Source organism: Lentzea sp. HUAS12, from assembly GCF_024125735.1.
Taxonomy (GTDB): Bacteria; Actinomycetota; Actinomycetes; order Mycobacteriales; family Pseudonocardiaceae; genus Lentzea; species Lentzea albida.
Genome location: NZ_CP099738.1, coordinates 9,604,136 through 9,625,793, shown reverse-complemented (window position 1 = coordinate 9,625,793; position 21,658 = coordinate 9,604,136). Strand labels below are relative to the sequence as shown.

Sequence of the window (21,658 nt, the reverse complement as noted above, 5' to 3'; positions counted from 1 at the left end):
GCAGCTAGAACGGCCAGCCAAGCACCGGCAACCCGACCACGGCGTCCACGGCGAGACCGCAGAACACGAGCATCAGGTAGAGGTTCGACATGTGGAAGAACTTCATGGTGTTCGTGGAGCCGCCGCGGCGCACGACGTTGTGCAACTTGTGCGCGAAGACGGCGAACCACACGCCGGACAGCGCGGCGATCGCCACGTAGATCCACGAGGTGACCGGGGCCAGGGCGAGCGTGCAGACGACGGTGATCCAGCTGTAGATCACGATCTGCCGCGTCACCTGCTGAGCTGTGGCCACCACGGGCAGCATCGGCACGCCTGCTCGGGCGTAGTCCTCCTTGAACTTCATCGCGAGGGCCCACGTGTGCGGCGGGGTCCAGAAGAAGATCACGCCGAACATGACCAGCGCGGGCCACTCGACGGTGCCCGTCACCGCGCTCCAGCCGATGATCACCGGCATGCAGCCCGCCATGCCGCCCCAGATGATGTTCTGCGACGTGCGGCGCTTGAGGACCAGCGTGTAGACGAAGATGTAGAAGAGGATGGTCGCCACCGCGAACGCGGCCGACATCAGGTTGACGAAGATCCACAGGAACGCGAAGGAGAAGACGCCGAGCACGATGCCGAAGATCAGGGCGTTGCGCGGCGGGATGGCGTTGTGCGCGAGCGGCCGGGCCGCGGTCCGCTTCATGACCGAGTCGATGTCGGCGTCCACGAAGCAGTTGAGGGCGTTTGCCGACCCCGCGGCGAGGGTACCGCCGGTGAGAGTGCACGCGATCAGCCAGAGAGGCGGCAGGCCGTGCTGCGCGAGGAGCATCGCGGGGATCGTCGTGATCAGCAGGAGCTCGATGACCCGAGGCTTGGTGAGTGCCACATAGGCGCCAACAACCTGGCGAGGCGTCCGGTTGGGAGCCTCGAGGACGGCACTCATCGCGTGAACGCTCCTCGTGTTGCAAGTGGTGGGAAATCCAGCGACTGATGGTAACCGCGCGAAGAGTTCACAGCCCGTTCGGGTGCTGGTGTGCCCCGCCACACATGTGCCTGGGAGCTTTGGGAGCACCTTCCGAATCTTCCAGGACTAGGCTGGCCGGAGGACGTGGGAGAGATGCGGGTGAGGCTCTTCGGGATCGATTCCGAAGACGCGTCGCACCCGCCCTAGCGACAAAGTTTGGAGCTGTAAGTCCGTGACCGTCACCGACGACATCAGCCGGCTCACCAAGGCCGATCTGCCCGACGACTGGACCGAGCTCGACAAGCGCGCCGTCGACACCGCGCGCGTGCTCGCGGCGGACGCCGTGCAGAACGTCGGCAACGGGCACCCCGGCACGGCGATGAGCCTCGCCCCGCTCGCGTACACGCTGTTCCAGCGCGTGCTGCGGCACGACCCGGCGGACCCGGACTGGATCGGCCGCGACCGGTTCGTGCTCTCCGCGGGCCACTCCAGCCTGACGCTGTACATCCAGCTGTTCCTGTCGGGCTACGGCCTCGAGGTCGACGACCTCAAGACGCTGCGCAAGTGGGGCTCGAAGACCCCCGGCCACCCCGAGCACGGCCACACGAAGGGCGTCGAGATCACGACCGGCCCGCTGGGCTCCGGTCTCGCCTCCGCCGTCGGCATGGCCATGGCCGCCCGCCGCGAGCGCGGCCTGTTCGACCCGTCGGCCGCGCCGGGCGAGAGCCCGTTCGACCACCACATCTACGTGATCGCCTCCGACGGTGACATCGAGGAGGGCGTCACCTCCGAGGCCTCGTCGCTCGCGGGCACGCAGCAGCTGGGCAACCTGGTCGTCTTCTACGACGACAACAAGATCTCCATCGAGGACGACACGACGATCGCGCTGTCCGAGGACACCGCGAAGCGCTACGAGGCCTACGGCTGGCACGTCCAGGTCGTCGAGTCCGGCGAGAACGTCAAGGGCATCCTCGAGGCCGTCGAGAAGGCCAAGGCCGTCACCGACAGGCCGTCGTTCATCCTGCTGCGCACGATCATCGGCTTCCCGGCGCCGAACAAGCAGAACACCGGCGCCGCGCACGGTGCCGCGCTGGGCGTCGACGAGGTCAAGGCCACCAAGGAGATCCTCGGCTTCGACCCCGAGCAGACGTTCGAGGTCGCCGACGAGGTCCTGGCGCACGCCCGCGAGGTCGTCAAGCGCGGCGAGCACGCCAAGGCCGAGTGGCAGAAGAGCTTCGACGCGTGGGCCTCGGCCAACGCCGAGAACAAGAAGCTGCTGAACCGCCTCGTCGCGCGCGAGCTGCCGCAGGGCTGGGACGCCGACCTCCCCGTCTACGAGGTGGGCGGCAAGGAGGTCCCGACCCGCAAGGCCTCGGGTGAGGTCATCAACGCCCTGGCGAAGCACCTGCCGGAGCTGTGGGGCGGTTCGGCCGACCTGGCCGAGTCGAACCTGACCACCATCAAGGGCGCGAAGTCGTTCGGTCCGGCGGAGATCTCCACCGGCATGTGGAGCGCCGACCCGTACGGCCGCGTGCTGCACTTCGGTGTCCGCGAGAACGCCATGGGCATGATCCTCAACGGCATCGCGCTGCACGGCCCGACCCGTCCGTTCGGTGGCACGTTCCTCGTGTTCTCCGACTACATGCGTCCCGCCGTGCGCCTGGCCGCGATCATGCAGGCCGCCGTCACGTACGTGTGGACGCACGACTCCATCGGTCTCGGTGAGGACGGCCCGACGCACCAGCCGATCGAGCACCTCGCCGCCCTGCGCGCGATCCCGGACTTCGCCGTGGTCCGCCCCGGTGACGCCAACGAGACCGCGTTCGCGTGGAAGGCCGTCATCGAGCAGCTCGGCCCGGTGGGCCTCGCGCTCTCCCGCCAGAACCTGCCGATCCTGGAGGGCACGAACGCCGAGGGCGTCAAGCGCGGCGGTTACGTGCTCTTCGGTGACGACGACCCCGAGGTTGTGATCATCGGCACGGGCTCCGAGCTGCAGATGGCGGCCGAGGCCGGAAAGGTTCTGCAGGGCGAGGGCGTTGCAGTGCGTGTGGTGTCGATGCCTTCCCTCGACTGGTTCGAGAAGCAGGACGCGGAGTACCGCGAGTCGGTCATCCCGTCCTCGGTGAAGGCGCGCGTCGCGGTCGAGGCCGGCATCGCGCAGCCGTGGTACCGCCACGTCGGCGACGCCGGCGAGATCGTGTCGATCGAGCACTTCGGTGCCTCGGCCGACTACCAGGTCCTGTTCAAGGAGTTCGGCTTCACGACGGAGAACGTCGTCGCCGCCGCCCGCCGTTCCCTTGACAACGTGAGGGGTAAGAAGTGAGCAAGCCGAATCTCGACGCCCTGTCCGGCGCCGGAGTCTCCATCTGGCTCGACGACCTGTCCCGTGAACGGCTCACCAGCGGCAACCTGGACGAGCTGATCCGCGACTGGAACGTCGTCGGCGTGACGACGAACCCGACGATCTTCGCGGGCGCCCTGTCGAAGGGCGAGTCCTACGACGAGCAGGTGCGCGAGCTGGCGTCGCGCGGTGCCGACGTCGAGGCGACCATCCGCGAGGTCACGACGACGGACGTGCGCAACGCGTGCGACAAGTTCCGCGACATCTACAACTCGACGAACGGCGTGGACGGCCGCGTCTCCATCGAGGTCGACCCGCGCCTCGCGTTCGAGACGGACAAGACCGTCGCCGAGGCGCAGGACCTGTGGAAGACCGTGGACCGGCCGAACCTGCTGGTGAAGATCCCGGCCACCGAGGCGGGCATCCCGGCCATCACGAAGGTGATCGGCGAGGGCATCTCCGTCAACGTGACGCTGATCTTCTCGGTCGAGCGCTACGAGAAGGTCATGGAGGCCTACATCGCGGGCCTCGAGCAGGCCAAGGCGAACGGCCACGACCTGCGGTCGATCCACTCGGTCGCGTCGTTCTTCGTGTCCCGCGTGGACACCGAGGTCGACAAGCGCCTCGACAAGATCGGCACCGACGAGGCGACCGCGCTCAAGGGCAAGGCCGCTCTCGCCAACGCGTGGATCGCCTACGGAGCGTTCGAGAAGACGTTCCAGGGTGAGCGCTGGGAGGCTCTCAAGGCGGACGGCGCGAACGCGCAGCGCCCGCTGTGGGCCTCGACCGGCGTGAAGGACCCGAGCTACTCCCCCACGCTCTACGTCGACCAGCTCGTCGTGGACGGCGTCGTGAACACGATGCCGGAGAAGACGCTGCAGGCCGTCGCCGAGGCGGGCAAGATCACGGGTGACACGGTCACCGGTCGTGCCGCAGAGGGCCAGGATGTGTTCGACAAGCTCGCCGCCGTGGGAATCGACCTCCAGGACGTGTTCGTCGCGCTGGAGACCGAGGGCGTCGAGAAGTTCGAGAAGTCCTGGGAAGAGTTGCTCGAGACGGTGAAGAACCAACTGGCTCAACTGAAGGGCTGATCACGAAGTGACCTCCGTCGAAATCGTGAGGTCACCGAACGCCGACCAGGTCAGCACGATCGCTGCTGACCTGGTCGCGGATTCGGTGCCGAGCAAGCTGACCGCGCAGGACCCGACCCTGTGGGGGCCGGAAGCCGAGTCCGAGGCGAGCATCCGCCTCTCGTGGACGACGTTGCACGAGACGTCCCGAGCACTGCTCCCGGATCTCGTGGCACTGCGCTCCGAACTGCACGCCGAGGGCGTCGACCGCGTCGTCCTCGCTGGAATGGGTGGCTCGTCGCTGGCCCCCGAGGTGATCACGCGGACCGCGGGCGTGCCGCTGGTCGTGCTGGACACCACCGATCCCGCCCAGGTGGCCGACGCTCTCGCCGGTGACCTCGAGCGCACGGTGATCGTGGTGTCGTCCAAGTCCGGTGGGACCGTCGAGACCGACAGCCACCGCCGGATCTTCGAGAAGGCCTTCACCGACGCGGGCATCGACGCCGCGTCGCGCATCGTGGTCGTCACCGACCCCGGCTCGCCCCTGCAGAAGGCGTCCGAGGAGGCGGGCTACCGCAAGGTGTTCCTGGCCGACCCGAACGTCGGTGGCCGGTACTCGGCGCTGACGGCGTTCGGCCTGGTGCCGTCCTACCTCGCCGGCGCGAACGTCGAGGAGCTCCTCGACGACGCGGCCGAGGTCGCGAAGCTGGTGTCGCAGGACTCCCCCGAGAACCCCGCCGTGGTGCTGGCGGCGATCTTCGGTGCCGCGCACGCGCACGGCGCCGAGAAGATCGTCTTCGCCGACACCGGCTCGGGCATCAAGGGCTTCGGCGACTGGGCCGAGCAGCTCATCGCCGAGTCGACGGGCAAGAACGGCACCGGCCTGCTGCCGGTCGTCGTCGAGGGCCCCGGCGCTCCCGGCTTCGTCGACGCGCGCTCGGACGCCACGACCGTCGCGATCGGACCGGCCACCGGTTCCGCGAACGTCGCGGTCGAGGGCAAGCTCGGCGCGCAGTTCCTGCTGTGGGAGTACGCGACCGCGCTCGTCGGCCGGGTGCTCGGCATCAACCCGTTCGACCAGCCCGACGTCGAGGCCGCGAAGAAGGCCTCCCGCGCGCTGCTCGACGCGCCGGCCGTCGCCGCGACGGTTCCGTCCTTCGTGGACGGCCCGGTGCAGGGCCACGGCACGGACTGGGCACCGCGCAAGGTCCACACCGTCGCGGAGGCGCTGGCGGCGATCGTCGAAGTGGCGCCCGACCACGGCTACATCTCGATTCAGGCGTACCTGGACAGGATCGACGACGCGTCGTTCGAGCTGCTCCGCCCGGAGATCGCGAAGAGGACGCACCTGCAGACCACGTTCGGCTGGGGTCCGCGCTTCCTGCACTCGACCGGCCAGTACCACAAGGGCGGTCACCAGAACGGCGTGTTCATCCAGATCACCGGCGAGTCCGGCGACGACCTGGAGGTGCCCGGCCGTCCCTACACGCTGGCGCAGCTGCAGCTCGCGCAGGCGCTCGGCGACGGTCAGGTGCTGGCCGAACACGGTCGCCCGGTGCTGCGCCTGCACCTCGAGGACCGCATCGCCGGCTTGGCCCAGCTCGTCGAGGCAGTCCAGGAGGACGGCTCGTGACCACATCCGCCCAGTGGCACAACCCGCTGCGGGATCCGCGCGACAAGCGCATGCCCCGCATCGCGGGCCCGAGCGCGCTGGTCATCTTCGGTGTCACCGGTGACCTCTCGCGCAAGAAGCTCATGCCCGCGATCTACGACCTCGCGAACCGGGGTCTGCTGCCGCCGGGCTTCGGTCTCGTCGGCTTCGCCCGCCGCGACTGGGCCGACCAGGACTTCATGAAGGTCGTGCACGACGCCGTCAAGGAGCACGCGCGCACGCCGTTCAACGAGGCCGTGTGGCAGCAGCTCGCCGAAGGCATCCGGTTCGTGCAGGGCACGTTCGACGACGACGCGTCGTTCGACAACCTCGCGTCGTGCCTCGCCGCCCTCGACTCCGAGCGCGGCACGGGCGGCAACCACGCGTTCTACCTGTCGATCCCGCCGGGCGCGTTCCCGACGGTGGTCAACCAGCTCAAGCGCGCGGGCCTGGCGCAGGCGCAGGGCGACCAGTGGCGGCGCGTCGTCATCGAGAAGCCCTTCGGCCACGACCTGAAGTCCGCCAAGGAGCTCAACCGCACGGTCAACGAGGTCTTCCCCGAGGAGTCGGTGTTCCGCATCGACCACTACCTCGGCAAGGAGACCGTGCAGAACATCCTGGCGCTGCGGTTCGCGAACCAGCTGTACGAACCCATCTGGAACTCGAACTACGTCGACCACGTGCAGATCACCATGGCCGAGGACATCGGTCTCGGTGGCCGCGCCGGCTACTACGACGGCATCGGCGCGACGCGCGACGTCATCCAGAACCACCTGCTGCAGCTGCTCGCGCTGATCGCGATGGAGGAGCCCGTCTCCTTCAAGCCGTCGGACCTGCGGGCGGAGAAGGTGAAGATCCTCTCGGCCACGCGTCCCGCGGAGCCGTTCGAGGAGACCACCGCGCGCGGCCAGTACACCGGTGGCTGGCAGGGCGGCCAGAAGGTCCCCGGTCTGCTCGAGGAGGGCGGTTTCTCGCCCGAGTCGAAGACCGAGACGTTCGGCGCGATCACCTGCGAGGTCAACACCCGCCGCTGGGCCGGGGTGCCGTTCTACCTGCGCACCGGCAAGCGCCTGGGCCGTCGCGTCACCGAGGTGGCCGTCGTGTTCAAGCGGGCGCCGCACCTGCCGTTCGACGACACCGCGACCGAGGAGCTCGGCCAGAACGCGCTCGTCGTGCGCGTGCAGCCGGACGAGGGCGTGACGATCCGGTTCGGGTCGAAGGTGCCGGGCAACACCATGGAGGTCCGCGACGTCACGATGGACTTCGGCTACGGCCACTCGTTCACCGAATCGTCGCCGGAGGCCTACGAGCGGCTGCTGCTCGACGTGCTGCTCGGCGAGCCGTCGCTGTTCCCGAAGAACGACGAGGTCGAGCTCTCCTGGGAGATCCTCGACCCGGTGCTCGAGTTCTGGGCGCGCAAGGACGAGCCCGCTCTGGAGAAGTACAAGGCCGGTACGTGGGGGCCGCCGTCGGCGGACGCGATGACGGCTCGGACCGGAAGGCACTGGAGGCGTCCGTGATCATCGACCTGCCCTCGACCACCACCTCCCAGATCAACTCGCGGCTGGTCCGGCTGCGCGACGAAGGCGGTGCGACGACCCTCGGGCGCGTGCTGACCCTCGTGATCGTGACCGAGGACGGCCAGCGCACCGACGCCGCGATCGACGCGGCCAACGACGCCTCGCGCGAGCACCCGTGTCGCGTGATCGTCGTGGCCCGCGGTGCCCGTCAGGCGGCTCCCCGCCTGGACGCGCAGATCCGCGTCGGTGGTGACGCCGGAGCCTCGGAGGTCGTCGTCCTCCGCCTGTACGGCGAACTGGCCAAGGAAGGCGCCTCGTGCGTCATGCCGCTGCTGCTGCCGGACACCCCGGTCGTGGCGTGGTGGCCGTTCGACGCGCCGGTGTCGCCGTCGAAGGACCCGATCGGCCAGCTCGCGCAGCGCCGCATCACCGACGCCGCGGCCGAGAAGAACCCGATCAAGGCCCTGGAGACCCGGCGTGCGCACTACGCGCCGGGCGACACGGACCTGGCGTGGACGCGGCTGACGTTGTGGCGCGCCATGCTCGCCTCCTCGCTGGACCTGCCTCCGTACGAGAAGGTCCAGGAGGCGGAGGTGACCGGTGAGTCCGACTCGCCGTCCACCGACCTGCTCGCCGCGTGGCTGTCGGACCGGCTGAAGGTGCCGGCGAAGCGCTTCAAGGCGACGTCGGGTGAAGGCATCGTGGAGGTGCGGCTCGTCCGCGCGTCCGGCGACGTCGACCTGCACCGCCCGGACGGCAGGGTGGGCACGCTGTCGCAGCCCGGCCAGCCCGAGCGGCGGGTGGCGCTGCAGCGCCGTTCGGTGCGCGACTGCCTCGCCGAGGAGCTGCGCCGTCTCGACCCCGACGAGGTCTACGCGGCGGCGCTGAAGTCGCTGTCGAAGGTCTCCAAGGGCCGGGCGCACGCCCCGAAGGCCGACGAGCCGGCCGCGGAGGCGCCTCAGAACGGTGAGGCCGCTCCGGTGGCGAAGAAGTCCAAGGCGAAGGCGAGTTCGTGAGCGATCCGCAAGTGGTGGTGCACCGCGACGGCGACCTGCTGGCCGCCGCCGCGGCGGCCCGTCTGGTCACCCGCATCGTCGACGCGCAGGCCGCCCGCGGCGTCGCGTCGGTCGTGCTGACCGGTGGCCGCACCGGCACCGCCGTCCTGGAGCACCTGAACCGCAGTGCCGCGCGGGACGCCGTGGACTGGTCGCGCGTCGACCTGTTCTGGGGCGACGAGCGCTTCCTGCCGTCGGGTCATCCCGACCGCAACGAGACGCAGGCCCGTGCCGCGCTGCTCGACCACGTGCCGCTGGACCCGTCACGCGTCCACGTGATGGCGCCGTCGGACGGCGAGTTCGGCGACGACCCCGAGGCGGCCGCCGCGGCCTACGCCGAGGTGCTGGCCTCCCTGGCCGGCCCGGAGGACGACGGCGTGCCCGCGTTCGACGTCTGCATGCTGGGCGTCGGCGAGGAGGGGCACGTGGCGTCGGTGTTCCCGGATTCGCCTGCCGTGCACGAGAAGGAGCGCACGGTCGTGGCGGTGCGCGACTGCCCGAAGCCGCCTCCGACCCGTGTCTCGCTGACGTTGTCGTCGGTGCGGCACGCGCAGGAAGTCTGGCTGATGACCACGGGCGAGGCCAAGGCCGAGGCGGTCGCCACGGCCCTGTCCGGAGCGGACGAGGTGGAACTGCCCGCGGCCGGTGCTCTCGGCCGGCACCGGACGTGGTGGCTGCTGGACACGGCGGCCTCCGCGAAGGTCCCGGCGTCGTTCAGGGCCTGAGTTCCCATCGGCCCCCAGGCTTCACGGCCTGGGGGCCTTCTTGTCGTGCAGCCTGCTGATGCGCTGCGCGCACGACGGGTGCGAGGCCAGCATCCGCGCCCTGATCCCGGCCCTGGCCCGCCGCTCGTCGTACCCCTGCCTCACCCACCGCTGCAACACCTCGAGCAGCATCGGCCCGTACCCGAGCTCGGCCGAGATCCGGTCCGCGTAGAGCTCCGACCGCCGGCTCGACAACGCGAGCAGCGGCGCGATCACCGGCACCAGCAGCACCCACGGACTGGCCACCACGGCCACCGCCGCCAGCGCCACGACCAGCAGAACGCTCGCGACGTAGGCCAGTTTCGTGCCGATCTTCCGCCCTGCGAGGAAGATCCCGAGCCCGACGAGCAGCGTGAGCCGCACCGCCGCCCGCGCCGGCAGCTCGTACCACCAGCGCAGCAACGAGATCCGCGTGTGCCCGGCGAGGTGGTGCCCGACCTCGTGGGCCAGCACCGCCTCGAGATGTCGCGGTGGAAGCGCGAGCGCCGCCGTCGACACCGCGACGACGTGCCCGCCGACCGCCATCGCGTTGATCTCCTTGGAGTTCTCGATCCGCAGCCAGTACCGCTGCGGCGCCACCCCGGCCGCCCCGCACACCTCTTCGAGCAACGGCTCCAGCACGGCGCGTTCCTTGTTCGTGGGCCCGCGCAGGTTCAGCGCGAGCACCGCGAGCACCCTGTCCACCGCCGGGAGGAACACGATCGCGCCGGACACCAGCCACAGCACCGGGAACAGCCACAACTCGTCCGGCGCGAAGGCCCTGCCGACGAGACCGACGATCAGCAGACTGCTCAGCACCGTCGGCACCCCGAGCAGCAACTCGAACACGGCGGACAGGTCGAAGCGTCGTCGGCGCACCGTCATCACCTCGACGGTCGAGCGTTCCAGCCGGTTCCCGTTTGTGTCCAGCCGATTCGCCCGTCCGCTCCAGCCGTGGTGGAGTGGAGAGGACAACCGAGGGGGTCGAGTTGCACATCCGAGAGGTGCTGGCCGACGACGCGCCGGCGATCCAGCAGATCAACCACGAGGCGCTGGGGTACGACTTCCCGCTGCCGGACACGCGCGCCCAGTTGGAGCGCATCATCAAGGCGCCCAACGTGGTCCTGCTCGTGGCCGTCGACGAAGCGGAGGTGCTCGGGTACGTCCAGCTCAGCGACTACGAGAACACCTACCACCGGCCGTTGAAGAACCTCATCACCCTGGCCACCTCACCGCGGCACCAGGGCCGGGGCGTCGGCAGGGCCCTGCTGGCCGCCGGTGAGGAGTGGGCCCGTGCCGACGGCGCCTGCGGGATCCGGCTGGTGACCGGGGCGAACCGGGTGCGGGCCAGGAGGTTCTACGCGGCCAACGGGTACGGCGTCCGCAAGGAGCAGACGAACCTCATCAAGTGGTGGGACTGACGGAAGTCACCCTTCGTCGCGGGCACGCCGTCGTGCGGCCGCCGCCACCTCCGGATCCGGGTCGTTCACCAGGCGCTCGTACGCCCTGCGCGGCAGGTCCCGGCGTCCCGCCAACGCCAGGCGCACCGCACGTTCCGGGTGCGTGGTGAGCCGGTACAGCAGCACGGGTGACGTCGCCGGCGACCCGGCCGCGGAGACGTCCGGGTCGATCACCTCGTCCTCGCACACGAGCCGGGCGTGTCCACCTCCACCGGCGAGGTGCTCCATCACGTGCAGCGGCAACGACGGGTTCGACGCCGCGGCCCGTGCCGTGAACTCGCTCCCCAGCATCCCGACGAGCTCGTCGACCGGCAGGTTCGGGTGCGCGGCGGCCAGGTACCGCGCCTGCGGATCTTCCAGGCAGAGCAGCAAGGTCTCGCCGGAGGCGTTCGGGTGCCGGGCGATCGCGCGGCGGATCTCCGCCGACGGTGCCCGCGAAGCCATGTGGTGCACCAAATCGGGCGGGCACAACGGGTTCAGCGCCGCGCGGGGGAACACCCGAAATCCGTGCCACGCGACCAGGTCCCGCAGCTGCGCCACCGTCGCCGACGGACCGGTCGCGGCGGCGACGACGGGATCGGGGTCGGCCACCAGGGCGGCGAGCAGGTCCGCGGGCAGGTCGGGTCGGGTGGCCACGAGCATCCGCACCGGTGCCTGCGGGGACGCGGCCAGCTCGCGCAGTTCGGCCGGGGTGGCGGAAGCGATGCGGGGCAGGTGCTCGGCGCGGGCGGCCGGGGCCAGTTCCCTCAACAGGTCGAGCGGGATCGCCGGGTTGCGCAGCAGGACGTGGCGCAGTGCGCGGGTGTCGGTCAGCCGGCGCAGGACGTGCGCGGGGACGGCCGGGTTCGCCGCCAGCTCCGCGAGGATGCCGGGTTCGAACTCCGACGCGAGGACCTCGTACACCTCCGCGGGCAGGTCGGTGCGCGAGGCGAGGAAGTAGCGGGAAGCGTGGTGGCGCAACAGGTCCACCGCGATCGAAGCGGGCGTGGCGGGGTTCGACGCGAGTTCGCGGGCCAGTGCGTCCTCCGTGCTCAGCGCGACCAGCACCGAAGGCGGTGTGTGCGAGTCGGCGGCCAGCGCGCGGCGCACTTCGGTGCTCGGGTGACGGCTCAGCGACTCGGCCACCGGCAGGGGCACCGCGTGGAACGTGACGAGTGCGGCGACGACCTCCGGCGCTTCGTCGAGGCTCAGGCGCTCGATCACGTCGGTGGGCAGCGAACAAGCCCACTCCGGGAGACTGGCCCGCACGGCGGGATCCGGGTGGAACGCCAGGGCCCGGGTCAGCGACGGATCGGCGTCGGGGTGGCCGGTCAGCACGAGGGCGACCGATTCGTCGGCGATGGGGACTTCCGCCGGATGGACCACTCCCTTCTGCAGCAGGATGTGCACGGCTGAAGGGTCGCCGTGAGAGAGCAGTGTGCGTACGTGGGATGCCGTCAGATCAGCGCGTCCGGCCAGTTCGGACGCCAACGACGGCATCGCGGCCAGGCGGTCGAGCAGGGTGCCGGGTAGCGCCGGGTTCGACGCCAGGCCCTCCAGTGCAGCGTTCACCGATCTCCCCGGTAACAAGGCAGGCATTCCCCCCGACAACGCGTATCATCCCCAATCGCGTTGAGTAGCGGGGGTTTTGTGGCTAACGGCAGTGCGAGGCGACGTCCCACGATCGGGATGATCACCGCTGGACCGCTCATCGAGCTCGCGGGTGAGCAGTGGCGCGGTGTGAGCGACGGCGCCCGGCACCACGGGTGCGACCTGGTCTGCTTCGTCGGCAGCGAGCTCGACCACCCGGATCCGCACAAGCGGCGGGCCAACACCGTCTACGACCTCATTTCGCCGAACCGCATCGATGCGCTCGTTGTGTGGACTACGCGCGTGGGGCAGCTCATCGGCTCCGAAGGCATGCAGGAGTACGTGAAGCAGTACGCGCCGATGCCGATCGTGAGTGTGGAGACGCCTCTCGCGCAATGGCCCACCATCCTGATGGACAACCGCAACGGGATGAAACAGGCCGTTGATCATCTCATCGAGGTGCACGGCAAGCGCCGGATCGCGTTCATCAGGGGCCCGCAAACGCATGCGGGCGCCCAAGAGCGGTTCTGGGGGTACGCGGACTCGTTGCGCAACCACGGGATCGCGTTCGACCCGGCCCTCGTGAGCATGCCCGGCTCGCTCATCTGGGAACCGAACCGCGCCACCGACACCGTGCGCAGGATGCTGTCGCGCGTCTTGGAGCCGCCGGACGCCATCGCCGCCGCGAACGACGACTACGCGACCGGTGCCGTGTCCGCGCTGGAGGAGCTGGGTTTCCGCACCCCGGAGGAGATCGCGGTCGTCGGGTACGACAACCACACGAACGTCCGCATGAACGACCTCACCACCGTGCGCGCACCGTTCCGCCAAATGGGTTTCCGCGCGGTGGAACTGGCCGTGGCGCTGGTGAAGGGCGAGCCCACGCGCCACCGCCAGACCATGCCGACCGAGCTGGTCGTGCGGCGCTCGTGCGGCTGCCTGCCGTCGGGGCTCGGCGACCACGCGCCCGCGCACGACCGGCTCACCATCAACGAGTCCGCGACCGCCTCCACGGTCGCCGACCACCTGCGCGACTCGCTCGGCCAAGCCTCCACGGCACTGCCGGACGGGTGGGCGGAGCAGCTCGTCGTGGAGCTCATGGCGGCCGGACGCGGTGAGGTCGAGGGCGCGGAGTTCCTGAAGCTGCTGGCCGAATACATCCGCTGGAGCGCGCGCGCCGGGTGCGAACCGGCGCAGTGGTGGCCACCGCTGTTCGACCTGCATCGCTTCGTGACGGCCCGCATCAGTGACGCGACGCTCATCAACGATCTGTGGCTGCGCGTGCAGTTGCTTCTGGGCGATGCGTTCGCCACGGACGCACGGTTCAAGTACCTCTCGCACGAACGTCACGACCAGACGGTGCGTGAGGCAGGCCAACGGCTCATCGCGTCGAGAGACGTCGACGAGCTGACGAACGCTCTCGCCGAAGAACTCCCGCGTCTCGGCATCCCCGGTTGCCACGTCATGGCGTACGACACTCCTGGCACGGCGCGCACACTCGTGCGGTACGAGCACGACGAAGTGAAGCCGCCACCGACCACCTCGTTCCCCACGATCAACCTGACGCCGTACCCGTTCCGGCGCACCACGCCGTTCAGCGCGCTCGTCGCCCCGCTCTACACCGACGAGGACCACCTCGGGTACGTGATCTTCGAGGAGGGCCCGCAGCCGGGCTGGATCTACGAGGCCGTGCAGCAGCAGCTCAGCAGCGCGTTGCGGAGCATCAGGCTGATGCAGGAACTGAAGGACGCCCGCGCACGGCTCGAAGAACGCGTCGGCGAGACGGAAGCGCAGTTGCGGCACGCACAGAAGATGGAGGCCATCGGCCGGTTGACCGGTGGCATCGCGCACGACTTCAACAACATCCTCACGGTCGTGAACGGCAACAGCGAGATGCTGTTGCGCCGCACCCTTCAGGACGATCCGAGACGCACGGCGATCGAGGACATAAAGCACGCGGGCGAGCGGGCCGCGAACCTGACGAGGCAGCTGCTCGCGTTCACCCGCCAGCAGGTCCTGCACCCGGAGTCGCTGGACCTCAGGGACAACCTGACGAAGGTCCACTCGATGCTGCGCACGCTCGTCGGCGAGAACATCGAGCTGCAGATGCACCTGCCGGACGGCGTCGCGCAGGTGTGGGCCGACGCGGGCCAGGTCGAGCAGATCCTGTTCAACCTCGCGGTCAACTCCCGCGACGCCATGCCCGCCGGCGGCACGCTGCGGATCGAGATCGCGAACAGGCCCCTGCGCGGCGACGACACCGGCCGGATCGTCGGCGTGCGGCCGGGCCAGTACGTCGTGATGCGAGTGCAGGACACGGGCTCGGGCATGGCACCGGACGTGCAGGCGCAGGTGTTCGAGCCGTACTTCACGACCAAACCGGTCGGCAAGGGCACCGGGCTGGGCCTGTCCACGGTGTTCGGCATCGTGCAGCAGTCCGGCGGCCAGATCGAGCTGATCAGCGCGCCCGGCGAGGGCACGACCGTCGAGGTGTACCTGCCGGTGCCGATCGAACTCAACGGCACACCCGAAGCCCCGTACGCGCGTCGCACCACCACGCACCAAGGCGTCGGCACGGTGCTCCTCGTGGAGGACGACGCGCAGGTGCGGGTCATGACCAGGCGCACACTGGAGACCGCGGGCTACGCGGTGATCGAGGCGGGCGACGGCCAGGAGGCGCTGCAGTTGGCCACCGCGCACCGCAGCACGATCGACCTGGTCCTCACCGACGTCGTAATGCCGAAGATGGGCGGTCCGGAGCTCGTGCGGCTGCTTCGCTCGACCGGTGCCGCGCCCGCCGTGATCTACGTGTCCGGCTACACGACCGACGAGGTGCTCGACGACGAGGTGCTGATCACCAAGCCGTACGTGGAGTCCGACCTGCTCGAACGCGTGCGGCAGGTGCTGGCGCGGTAGTGGTGCGGTCAGGCAGGTCCGCGACCACGCAGGTCAACGACCGCGCCGATGCGCCGTGGCGCCGCCCCACCCGCTCAGGAGGCCTGCGCGCGCCCGGACACCGCGAGCCGGACCGTCTCGTCCAGCGCCTCGATCCGGAACGGCTTCTGCAGGTACCCGGCGATGTCGTGCCCCGCGAACCGCCGCTCCAGCGACGCGCGGTCGTAGCCGCTCGTCAGCACGACGGGCACGGAGAGGCCCTCGCGCTCCAGCTGGGCGAGCACCTCCTCGCCGGACAGGCCGGGCATGCTGTGGTCGAGCAGCATCGCGCTGATCTCGGCGGAGCGCTCGCGCAGGACCGCGATCGCCTCGACGCCGTCGGTGGCCTGCAGGACGGTGAAGCCCAGCTCCTCGAGCAGGCTCACGGTGTACCTCCGCACGGGATCCTCGTCCTCGACCACGAGCACCAGCCCAGCCAGCGACATGCGGGCAAGTATGCCTGAAACGATTCGTTCTCTCAGCACCAGGTGACGGACTGTTTGCGGGAATTCTTCACGAACTGCTCCATCAGGATGACATGGTCCATTTGGATCACACCATTGGTCGAGGGTCTGCGCTAACCTTCGCGGCACCGCTGCCGCTCCACGCTGAGAAAGAGGCACCAGGAAAGGCCAACTTCATGCGCAAAGCGACGGCAGCAGCTGCTCTGACCGTGCTGTTCACATTGTCGTCAGCACCGGCGCACGCTTCGGCGATTCCTTCGGAGCGGGTGACGATCGACGTGGTGACGGTGAACGGTTCCGGGTGCAAGCAGGGCACCGCCGAAGTGGTCGTGGCACCGGACAACACGTCGTTCTGGGTGATCTACAGCGACTACCTCGCCCAGGCGGGCAAAGGGGCCGGTGCGACCGACTTCCGGAAGAACTGCCAGCTGACCTTGCAGGTCAACGTCCCGCAGGGCTTCTCGTATGGCATCGCGGAAGCGACCTACGGCGGCTACGGCTACCTGAAATCCGGCGCCACCGGGTACCAGTCGGTGAATTACTACTTCCAGGGCCAGTCGGCCACCACGACGTGGAAGCACACGTTCACCGGGCCGTTCGACGACAACTGGTCGATCACGCATCGAACCGAGTTCTCGGAGATCGTCTACTCGCCCTGCGGCGAGAAGAAGAATCTCAACGTGAACAGCTCCCTGCGCGTCGACAAAGGTACGTCGGACGCCAATGCGAACAGTTTCATGACGATGGACTACCAGCGCGGAGAAGTGCGCACCCTTCACCACTTCTCGTGGAAGCGCTGCTGATTCTTCACCACCAGGCCGCCGCCACCGAAGTCCCACCGCCGCCACCTCCCTGCGAGATGCGTTGGAAAGGTGCACCCATGCTCAACGCGGTTGCCGCTGCCCTGCTGGCCTCGGCCATCGTCATCCCGCCCGGCGCGCCGAACGAGACCCCGCCGCCCGGCCACATCACCATCGACATCGTCACGGTCAACGGCTCCGGCTGCCCCGCCGGCACGGCGGCCGTCGCGGTGTCCGAGGACAACAAGGCGTTCACCGTCACCTACAGCGACTACCTGGCCCAGGTGGGCGTCGGCGCGCGGCCCACGGACTTCCGCAAGAACTGCCAGCTCAACCTGCGGGTCAACGTCCCGCAGGGCTTCACCTACGGCATCGCCCAGGCCGACTACAGAGGCTTCGCGCACCTCGAGAGAGGCGCGTACGCCATCCAGAAGGCCAACTACTACTTCCAGGGCATGTCGCAGAACGACTCGGCGCAGCACCGCTACAACGGCCCGCACAGCGACGACTGGCAGGCCACCGACACGACCGAGGTCGCCGCGATCGTCTACTCGCCGTGCGGCGAGAAGCGGAACTTCAACATCAACACCGAGCTCCGCGTCTACCCCGGCACGTCCAACACGGCCACGACCACGAGTTTCGTGTCGATGGACTCCACGGACGGTGCGATCGACACGACCTACCGGTTCAGCTGGAAGACCTGCCCGTAGTGCCCCCCGGTAGCGCCTCTGTAGTGCTGTGACTACCGCACGCGCTCGCACGAGCGTGTGCGGTAGCACATATGTGAGCCAACAGCCGTACAGATTCGCGTGTGCGGGCGTCTTACCCCCTGACGGGGCAGGTCGGGGTAAAGGGGCAGCCAATGCCATCCGCCGCATACGCGCAGTACGGTGAGGGTCAGAAGGCTCACAGGGGAGGTCGGATCCTGACCACGACGCTGCTCCCGGCCAGACGGTCGGCGGAGACCGCGGCCGGCTCGCGCTGGCCGCTGAGTGGTGACTACCGGCAGGTCCTCGCCGACCTGGCGTTGATCTTCTTCGCCGTGCTCGACGTCTGGCTGTACGGGCTGTGGCTCGAGGCCGACCCGATCACGGACCTCCCGCCGATCGAGGACTACCAGCTGTGGCTCAACTGGCTCGCGGTCGGCGCGCTGGTGCTGCGCCGCCGGTTCCCGTTCCTCACGCTGGTGCTGACCATCCCCGGCTTCTTCGTCGGCTGGTCCCAGCTCGCCGCGATGATCGCCCTCTACTCCGTCGCGCGGCGCTACGTCGGCGGCTGGCAGACGGGTCTCGCGGCGGCCCTGGTGTGGCTGTGCCGGTTCGTCGCGTGGCCGTTCGAGGAGCTGATCGAACGACCGGCGTCGGGCCACTTCCACTCGGCGATCTACGGCTTCCTGGTCTCCGGCCTGCCGATCGCGATCGGCCTGCTGGTGCACGCCCGCCAGCAGCTGTCCGACCACATCGCCGAGCTCGCCGAGTCACGCGAGCGAGAGCGTGTGCTGCACGCGCACGCCATCCGTGCGGACGAAAGGGCAAAGCTCGCCCGCGAGATGCACGACGTCGTCTCGCACCAGGTCAGCCTCATCGCCATGCAGGCCGGCGCGCTGCGCATGGCCGTGGCCGACGCCGAGCACAAGCAGGTCGCGGGCACCATCCGCACGCTGTCGACGCGCACCCTCGACGAGCTGCGCCAGCTCGTGTCCGTCCTGCGCACCACGGACGACATCCAGCCCGGTGTCGACGAGCTGCCGGACCTGGCCGCCGACGCGGGCTTCGAGGTCACCATCCAGCTCAAGGGCCCGGTCGAGGACCTGCCCGCACCGGTGTCCGGCGCCGTCTACCGGACGGTGCAGGAAGCCCTGACCAACATCCGCAAGCACGCCGTCGGAGCCAGCGCGACGGTGTTCATCGACGCCCAGTACGACGACAACGTGCAGGTCGAGGTGCGCAACACCGCCCCGTCCAGCCCCTCGTCGTCGCTGCCCAGCGGCGGTCACGGCCTGGTCGGCCTGCGCGAGCGCGCCACCTTGCTCGGCGGCGAGTTCTCGGCGGGGCCGACCGAGGACGGCGGCTTCCTGGTGACGGCGTCGTTCCCGAGAGAACGCGTCATCGGCGAGTGAAGCGCCGGAACGACTTCTCGGGTGCCGCGCCGGTCAGTTCCAGCGGAACCGGTCGAGGAGAGCGGGAACGCCGGGCACCGGGGACACCAGGGACAGGAAACCGAACCCCAGCGCGGCGCCCACCACGTTGAAGAACAGGTCGTTCACGTCGGTCAGGTGGCCGCCGCCCAGGAGGTTCCCGGTGAGGAACTGGGTCAGCTCGATCGCCAGGCTGAACGCCGCCGCCACGGCCAGCACGCGCCACCACGTCGCCCTGGCCAGGAGCAGCGGAACGATCACCCCGACGGGCGCGAAGACCAAGACGTTCATCAGCGCGTCGGAGACGTCGTAGCCGTGGACCAGTCCGAAGTAGACCTTCCAGGACGGTTCGCTCTCCGGCACGTCCAGGAAGATCGGGAACACCGTGTTCGCCACGACTCCCGCGGCGTACACGCAGAGCGCGAGAGCGACGGCGGCACGAGGCGCTGTGAGGCGGTCACGTCTGCGCAGGTGCCACAGCAGGGCCAGGAAGACCACCGCCGCCAGGGGAACCACCACCGGAAGCACCGGTACCTCGCGAAACACTTCGCAACACATCCGTTCGTGAGCCGCGGCGCCAGATCTTGCCAGCGCCTCTGTCGGCACATGGTGCACGAGGCCACGAACATCCCCCGCAGGGGTCAGGGCCTCCTGGAGGCCAGTGACGCGCTCAGAGCCGCCGCCGCGCCGAGCACACCGCACGTGAGCCCCATCGACGTCGTCGGCTCGTGCTCGAGCAGCACCGACACGAGCAGCCACACGGCGACGCCGAGCGTGAACCCGAGCGGCACCGACGCGATCACCGCCGCCATCCCGGTCTGCCTGCGGCGCAACGCCCGCAGGTTCGACTCCAGGTAGGCGAACGCGAAGAGCAGGAGCAGCACCGACCCGGTGCCCATGAGGCTCAGCCACGGCGTCTGGTCCGACACGAGCAGCAGCTCCCGGCCGTCGATCGACGCCAGCACCGCCCCACCGACGATCCAGCGCGTGGCACCGGGCAGTTCGAACCCGGCCGGTCCGCGCCCGACGTCGGCCAGCTCGATGCCCGCCAGGCTCACGACGAGCCTCTCCCCCTGCTCCACGACGGGGTTCGCGAGGTTCGTGCTGATCTCGGGCAGCCCGCGGTCCGTGCCCGTGAACGGCACCACGGCCATCGCGATCAACGCGAGCGCGGCCACCAGCCACAGCGCCCACGGCGTGGACGGCGGCTTGATCACCTGGGCGGCGGGCACGAGCGTGCTGCTGCCGCTCAGCCGTGCGGCTGGAACGGGGTCCACGAGCGTGGCGCGGATCCGTTGTCCCGTCAGCGTCACCGTGTCGCGTTCGGGCACGGGCCGCAGCGACGGACGCGTCGATGACGCCGACACCTGCGGTGCGAGGTGCACGGGCATGCCGAGGCGCACGAGCCAGTCCGGTCCGAACAGGTGGCCGGCCGCGCCCGCCAGGTCGATCGCGAACGTCTCGGCGTTGCGGTAGCGCGCCTCCGGCTCCCGCGCGATGCTGCGCATCACCACGCCCGCAAGGGGTTCCGGCACCTTCGGCACCGGCCGCGGCTCCTGGAACACCCGCTTCTGGATCATCGCGATCGGACCGCCACCGCGTTCGAACGGCAGGTCGCCGCAGAGCAACTCGTAGAGCATCGTGCCGGTCGCGTAGACGTCCGCCGCGGGCGAGAGCGGGTTGCCCATCGCCTGTTCCGGCGCGATGTACGCGGGCGTGCCGAGCACCGCGCCACCGTGCGTCACGAGCGTCGCGCCCTCCGACACCACCTGGGAGATCCCGAAGTCCGCCACCTTCACCACGCCGTTGGAGGTGAAGAGGAGGTTCTTGGGCTTCACGTCGAGGTGCAGCACACCGGCCTCGTGCGCGGCGTGCAGCCCGGACAACGCCGCCAGCACGATGCCGCAGGACTGCTGGGCCGTCAGCCCGTCGCCCGCGAACCGCGACCAGACCGTGCCGCCGTCGAGCCGTTCCATCACCAGCAGGTGCTCGCCCTGCTGCCGGACGTAGTCGTAGACCGGCACGATGTGCGGGTGGTCGAGGCGGGCCAGCAGCCGTGCCTCGTGTTCGAAGCGCTCGCTCATCCTCGGGTCCTCGGCGACGGCGTGCGGCAGCCGTTTGATCGCCACGGGACGGCCCAGCCGGCGGTGCACACCGCCGTAGACGACGCCCATGCCGCCCTCGCCGATCTGCTCGCCGACGGTGTACTGGGGCAGGGCGGCGACCACACTGGACTGGTTCACAGCCGGAACCTCACGGTCTCCGCATCCACAGAGGACGGTTGCCGTTCACCCGGATGTGGCGTCACATAGCCAAGAACAAACGCGGCCGCGGCGGCGCCCACGATGAACGGGATCTCGGCCGTGGGCGACGGCGCCACGAGCCGCAGCACCGACAGCGAGATCACCGCGATGAGTCCCGTCCCGATGCCCGCGGGCAGGAACCGCATGGCCCGCTGCCACCGGTTCGGGGGAAGGCGCCGGCGGGCCAGCGCGATCAGCGCGCCCGCCCACGACAACGCCGTCAGCACCAGCACGCCCAGCCCGAACGCCCCGTAGACCGACCAGAGCGATCCCCGGATGTCCCCGGTCGTCTCGACCGACGCGATGCTCTCCCGTTGCGTGTCGACGACCTCGACCGTGACCGGGAGGAGACCGATCGCCTGCGACCCCAGGTCCGTGGGCTCCAGGGGGAACGAGCGGGTCTCGGAGCTGTTCGCGGCCACCTCGAACGGAACCGTTGTGTCGTAAGCGAAGAAGGTCAACGCCAGTGCGGTGCCGCTGATCCGCACGGTCTTCACGCGCTGCACGGTGCTCGTGTTGTTGCGGACCGTGATGGACACCTTGGCGGACCGCGACGGGTCCAGCACCAGGTTCCCTACTCCGACCGGCCTACCGTCCACATCGGCCTCGAGGATCACCGACCCGCCCTGTGCGGACGCCGCTGAGGGGAGCAGCATAATTCC

18 protein-coding genes are annotated in these 21,658 nt (G+C 69.5%); 11 read left to right on the top strand and 7 right to left on the bottom strand.

The annotated features are described in order from the left end of the window. Positions 1–4: 4 nt before the first annotated feature. On the bottom strand, positions 5–928 hold the full coding sequence (locus ND450_RS45395) for a heme o synthase (RefSeq protein ID WP_089912875.1): 924 nt from the start codon (positions 926–928) through the stop codon (positions 5–7). Positions 929–1,181: 253 nt separating this feature from the next. Between ND450_RS45395 and tkt the strand changes: the two genes are divergently transcribed. From tkt to pgl, 6 genes are read left to right on the top strand one after another with little or no spacing between them, the layout of a single operon-like run. Continuing rightward, on the top strand, positions 1,182–3,272 hold the full coding sequence (tkt, locus tag ND450_RS45390) for a transketolase (protein WP_253324067.1): 2,091 nt from the start codon (positions 1,182–1,184) through the stop codon (positions 3,270–3,272). Beyond that, complete coding sequence (gene tal, locus ND450_RS45385) at positions 3,269–4,381, top strand: transaldolase (protein WP_253324066.1); 1,113 nt, start codon at positions 3,269–3,271, stop codon at positions 4,379–4,381. The genes tkt and tal overlap by 4 nt, the downstream gene beginning before the upstream one ends. Before the next feature lie 25 nt (positions 4,382–4,406). Then, positions 4,407–5,993 carry a glucose-6-phosphate isomerase gene (locus tag ND450_RS45380; RefSeq protein WP_253324065.1) on the top strand — a complete coding sequence of 529 codons (1,587 nt, stop codon included), beginning with the start codon at positions 4,407–4,409 and terminating at the stop codon, positions 5,991–5,993. A 50-nt stretch (positions 5,994–6,043) separates the two neighbouring features. After that, positions 6,044–7,531: a glucose-6-phosphate dehydrogenase gene (gene zwf / locus ND450_RS45375; protein ID WP_253328162.1), complete on the top strand. Its 1,488-nt coding sequence runs from the start codon at positions 6,044–6,046 to the stop codon at positions 7,529–7,531. Beyond that, positions 7,528–8,547, top strand: coding sequence for a glucose-6-phosphate dehydrogenase assembly protein OpcA (gene opcA / locus ND450_RS45370; RefSeq protein ID WP_253324064.1), 1,020 nt, complete (start codon positions 7,528–7,530; stop codon positions 8,545–8,547). Before zwf ends, opcA begins: the two co-directional genes overlap by 4 nt. Next, a complete protein-coding gene (gene pgl / locus ND450_RS45365) occupies positions 8,544–9,311 on the top strand; it encodes a 6-phosphogluconolactonase (protein WP_253324063.1) in 768 nt (255 codons plus the stop codon). The genes opcA and pgl overlap by 4 nt, the downstream gene beginning before the upstream one ends. Before the next feature lie 21 nt (positions 9,312–9,332). On the opposite strand, the gene ND450_RS45360 is transcribed toward pgl, so the two are convergent. Continuing rightward, positions 9,333–10,208, bottom strand: a complete 876-nt coding sequence (locus tag ND450_RS45360) for a M48 family metalloprotease (protein WP_253324062.1) — start codon at positions 10,206–10,208, stop codon at positions 9,333–9,335. 110 nt (positions 10,209–10,318) lie between these two features. On the opposite strand from ND450_RS45360, the gene ND450_RS45355 reads away from it, so the two are divergent. Beyond that, positions 10,319–10,750 carry a GNAT family N-acetyltransferase gene (locus tag ND450_RS45355; RefSeq protein ID WP_253324061.1) on the top strand — a complete coding sequence of 144 codons (432 nt, stop codon included), beginning with the start codon at positions 10,319–10,321 and terminating at the stop codon, positions 10,748–10,750. 6 nt (positions 10,751–10,756) lie between these two features. Here ND450_RS45355 and ND450_RS45350 read toward each other — a convergent pair whose 3' ends face one another. Beyond that, complete coding sequence (locus tag ND450_RS45350; protein ID WP_253324060.1) at positions 10,757–12,340, bottom strand: hypothetical protein; 1,584 nt, start codon at positions 12,338–12,340, stop codon at positions 10,757–10,759. 117 nt (positions 12,341–12,457) lie between these two features. Between ND450_RS45350 and ND450_RS45345 the strand changes: the two genes are divergently transcribed. Beyond that, a complete protein-coding gene (locus ND450_RS45345; RefSeq protein ID WP_253324059.1) occupies positions 12,458–15,274 on the top strand; it encodes a substrate-binding domain-containing protein in 2,817 nt (938 codons plus the stop codon). 74 nt (positions 15,275–15,348) lie between these two features. Here the strand turns inward: ND450_RS45345 and ND450_RS45340 are convergent, their stop codons facing one another. Further along, positions 15,349–15,738: a response regulator gene (locus ND450_RS45340; protein ID WP_177229656.1), complete on the bottom strand. Its 390-nt coding sequence runs from the start codon at positions 15,736–15,738 to the stop codon at positions 15,349–15,351. 92 nt (positions 15,739–15,830) lie between these two features. Between ND450_RS45340 and ND450_RS45335 the strand changes: the two genes are divergently transcribed. The 3 genes from ND450_RS45335 (at position 15,831) to ND450_RS45325 (ending at position 18,675) form a co-directional block, all read left to right on the top strand. Further along, on the top strand, positions 15,831–16,559 hold the full coding sequence (locus tag ND450_RS45335; protein WP_253324058.1) for a DUF4360 domain-containing protein: 729 nt from the start codon (positions 15,831–15,833) through the stop codon (positions 16,557–16,559). A 77-nt stretch (positions 16,560–16,636) separates the two neighbouring features. Further along, positions 16,637–17,266 (top strand): DUF4360 domain-containing protein, encoded by a 630-nt coding sequence (locus tag ND450_RS45330; protein ID WP_253324057.1) that lies wholly within the window; start codon positions 16,637–16,639, stop codon positions 17,264–17,266. Positions 17,267–17,418: 152 nt separating this feature from the next. After that, on the top strand, positions 17,419–18,675 hold the full coding sequence (locus ND450_RS45325; protein ID WP_253324056.1) for a sensor histidine kinase: 1,257 nt from the start codon (positions 17,419–17,421) through the stop codon (positions 18,673–18,675). Positions 18,676–18,708: 33 nt separating this feature from the next. Here ND450_RS45325 and ND450_RS45320 read toward each other — a convergent pair whose 3' ends face one another. The 3 genes from ND450_RS45320 to ND450_RS45310 all read right to left on the bottom strand — a co-directional run bounded on the left by ND450_RS45320 (position 18,709) and on the right by ND450_RS45310 (position 21,652). Further along, positions 18,709–19,212: a VanZ family protein gene (locus ND450_RS45320; RefSeq protein ID WP_253324055.1), complete on the bottom strand. Its 504-nt coding sequence runs from the start codon at positions 19,210–19,212 to the stop codon at positions 18,709–18,711. A 122-nt stretch (positions 19,213–19,334) separates the two neighbouring features. Beyond that, positions 19,335–20,936, bottom strand: coding sequence for a serine/threonine-protein kinase (locus ND450_RS45315; protein WP_253324054.1), 1,602 nt, complete (start codon positions 20,934–20,936; stop codon positions 19,335–19,337). Then, positions 20,933–21,652, bottom strand: coding sequence for a hypothetical protein (locus ND450_RS45310; protein WP_253324053.1), 720 nt, complete (start codon positions 21,650–21,652; stop codon positions 20,933–20,935). The genes ND450_RS45315 and ND450_RS45310 overlap by 4 nt, the downstream gene beginning before the upstream one ends. Positions 21,653–21,658 lie beyond the last annotated feature (6 nt).

Coding starts and splice junctions, on each gene's coding strand:
- ND450_RS45395 (WP_089912875.1), bottom strand. CDS start 928: ATGAGTGCCGTCCTCGAGGCTCCCAACCGGACGCCTCGCCAGGTTGTT.
- zwf (WP_253328162.1), top strand. CDS start 6,044: ATGCCCCGCATCGCGGGCCCGAGCGCGCTGGTCATCTTCGGTGTCACC.
- ND450_RS45345 (WP_253324059.1), top strand. CDS start 12,458: ATGATCACCGCTGGACCGCTCATCGAGCTCGCGGGTGAGCAGTGGCGC.
- ND450_RS45340 (WP_177229656.1), bottom strand. CDS start 15,738: ATGTCGCTGGCTGGGCTGGTGCTCGTGGTCGAGGACGAGGATCCCGTG.
- ND450_RS45335 (WP_253324058.1), top strand. CDS start 15,831: ATGGTCCATTTGGATCACACCATTGGTCGAGGGTCTGCGCTAACCTTC.
- ND450_RS45330 (WP_253324057.1), top strand. CDS start 16,637: ATGCTCAACGCGGTTGCCGCTGCCCTGCTGGCCTCGGCCATCGTCATC.
- ND450_RS45325 (WP_253324056.1), top strand. CDS start 17,419: ATGCCATCCGCCGCATACGCGCAGTACGGTGAGGGTCAGAAGGCTCAC.
- ND450_RS45310 (WP_253324053.1), bottom strand. CDS start 21,652: ATGCTGCTCCCCTCAGCGGCGTCCGCACAGGGCGGGTCGGTGATCCTC.